Consider the following 2,425-nt stretch of genomic DNA (forward strand, 5'->3'; position numbering starts at 1 on the left):
CCTCATCATATAAATCTATTATTATCTTATTTTCTCTTTCTTCTATTCGCGTTAATTCTTTTCTTAAGTTCGTTATTCTAGCTTCTTGCGTTTTCTTTTCAAGACCTAAAGATTTTATAGCTTCTCTCATAGGCTCATACATATCCTCTTCTTTTATAATTTCCCATAACATTCTTCTAATAAAATTAGTAATCTCTGCATTAAACCACACTTAAAAATCTACGATAAAAAACAAAAAAGAGCACACATGCGATATAAAGTCTCTAAAGATTCTTTAAATCCAACTTGCTCTTTTTTGAAATCAGTCTTGATTTTAGTGAATAAAAATATAAACTTCAGCAACGTAATCTAATTATAAAAGATTAGAATATAAATCCACAATAATTTTTTTTATTTTTTTTGACCTTCTTATTTTCATTTTAAAATCTTTTAAAAAGTCTTTTGATATAAAAATACTCCTAGTATAGGTTAACTCCTTCAAATCTTAATTAAATTATACATTATAATTTTCAAAAAATAGAAAAGAGTTGGCTTCCGACTTCCAACTCTTCCTACAATGTTAAATCAACATTAACTTATATTCGTTTATATCTAAATTATACATAAGTTCAATAAATTCGTCGAGATATCCATTAATACATATACACTAGAACTTAACATTCATAGCTGCATAAGCAAATGGTTGCCATCTCCAATCTTTTGCTCTTGGTTCTTCTGTTATATCCCAGTTTCTATACTCTGCTCCTATTCCTGTTTTTACATCTACATTCTCTGTTAAGCTATAAGTATATCCTAAATCAATTAAAGAACGTAAATCGTAAGCTCTTCTATAAGTTGATACTGTCCCATCTGGATTTACTTCAATAATTCTCTTATATTGGTTAAATTTATATGGATCATAACCAATTTCTAAATCTAAATTTAGATTTGATTTTTCTGTTTCATATAGTGCAAATGATTTTCTTAAATATAACTCAACTTCTAAGTTAAATTCTTTATCTTTTTTCGTATTATTTGCAAGACCTAATATATCACTATTATGCATATCATAATTTAAATAATAATTATTTTCCCATGTTAATCCTAATGGTAAATTTCCTGTTAAATATGCATCTACTCCAAGTCTATTATAATAATATCTATGATTTGGCTTTACTCTACGTGCCACTTTAGGAGCTAGTATAACTTTATCAACTAATCCACCTTCATTCGTATATGCGTTATATCTTAACTGGTACTCATATCTTTCTTCATTTTTCTCTGTATCTCTATATTCTATTCTTGATGTAAACATATCATTATGTTTATAGTATCCTCTTAATCTTGTATCTGTACCATGCTTTTTATTCTCGTACTTTATTTCATCATTCTTTTCTAAATCATTATAATCTCTAATTCTACCATCTAATTTAAAGTTCTCTGTTACTTGAATTCCAAATGTTGTTTGAAGTCTAGAATAGTTATTTTGCCCTCTATTCCATTTATCTTCTTCTAATGGATTAAACCCTATTTTGTCACCATGACCTTCTGTATTTCCATAAGCCTTATATTCTAAACCAACATATCCACTTGGTCTAAAAGCTTCCTCAACCACAACTTGCTCAACTACTGGTTCTGCAATTATAACCTCTTCAACTACTGGTGCAACCACTTCCTCTTTTGCCTGAGCTACTGCCCCCACAGCTAGTAAGGCTCCTAAAATTAATGATAATTTTTTCATTTAAAATCCCTCCTTAAAATAAAGTTCTATATTTCAAAATAACAAATTTTTTTATAAATCCGCAACAAAAAAAATAAAAAATAGAGAAGAATTTAACGGTTAATTCTTCTCTATTCTTCTATCCTCGTTTTTTAAAAATCGAGAAATATGAAAAAGTTAGCATATTTATGTTACTACTAACTTTTTTAAATCCGCAATAAAAAATTAAAATTTTCTTATTCCATTTGTATAGATTATTTTTTCCATATTTTTATTTGAATCATAATGTACTTGGACCTCACCGTTTAATTTCCCTTTAACAAAATTTCCTTCAATAATCCTTTTAGGATTATCTAAATATAATTTTCCTTCACCTTCAGGTAGTCCATTATTAAAAAGACCACTATATAAAAGCTCTCCTGACAAGGTATATTTTTTTCCAAGTCCATGATACTTATTATTTTTAAATTCTCCTTCATAAGCTATTTTCCCGTTAGGATAATATTCTATTCCATATTTTTCACAAAGATTATTTACAAAAAAACCTTCATAAGAAATATTTCCATTTGTATAAAACAACATTCCCATTCCATGCCATTTATTATTCTCTAAATGACCTCTATAAATAAGCATTTCATTTTCAAAAACTTCTACAATCTCTTTTTTCATTTTATATCTCCTTTAATTATAAAGATAAAAATTTACAACATCTTTTATATTTACTCG

Annotated in this window: 3 protein-coding genes; all 3 read right to left on the minus strand. The window is 27.0% G+C overall.

What is annotated here, in order from left to right:
• A partial coding sequence (locus tag ACMOUI_RS00480; protein ID WP_418963781.1) for a hypothetical protein occupies nucleotides 1–211 on the minus strand: 211 nt, incomplete at its 3' end.
• A gap of 435 nt (nucleotides 212–646) precedes the next feature.
• The gene (locus tag ACMOUI_RS00485) at nucleotides 647–1,720 is read right to left on the minus strand and encodes a hypothetical protein (protein WP_418963782.1); all 1,074 of its coding nucleotides are present in this window, start codon (nucleotides 1,718–1,720) and stop codon (nucleotides 647–649) included.
• A 204-nt stretch (nucleotides 1,721–1,924) separates the two neighbouring features.
• Entirely contained in the window at nucleotides 1,925–2,368 is a 444-nt protein-coding gene (locus ACMOUI_RS00490) for a hypothetical protein (RefSeq protein WP_418963783.1), read from the minus strand.
• Between the last annotated feature and the right edge of the window lie 57 nt (nucleotides 2,369–2,425).

This window comes from Cetobacterium sp., from assembly GCF_048470075.1.
Taxonomy (GTDB): domain Bacteria; phylum Fusobacteriota; class Fusobacteriia; order Fusobacteriales; family Fusobacteriaceae; genus Cetobacterium_A.

What these genes read in the sequence shown, in the direction of transcription:
- ACMOUI_RS00485 (WP_418963782.1), bottom strand. Translation starts at nt 1,720, where the DNA reads ATGAAAAAATTATCATTAATTTTAGGAGCCTTACTAGCTGTGGGGGCA.
- ACMOUI_RS00490 (WP_418963783.1), bottom strand. Translation starts at nt 2,368, where the DNA reads ATGAAAAAAGAGATTGTAGAAGTTTTTGAAAATGAAATGCTTATTTAT.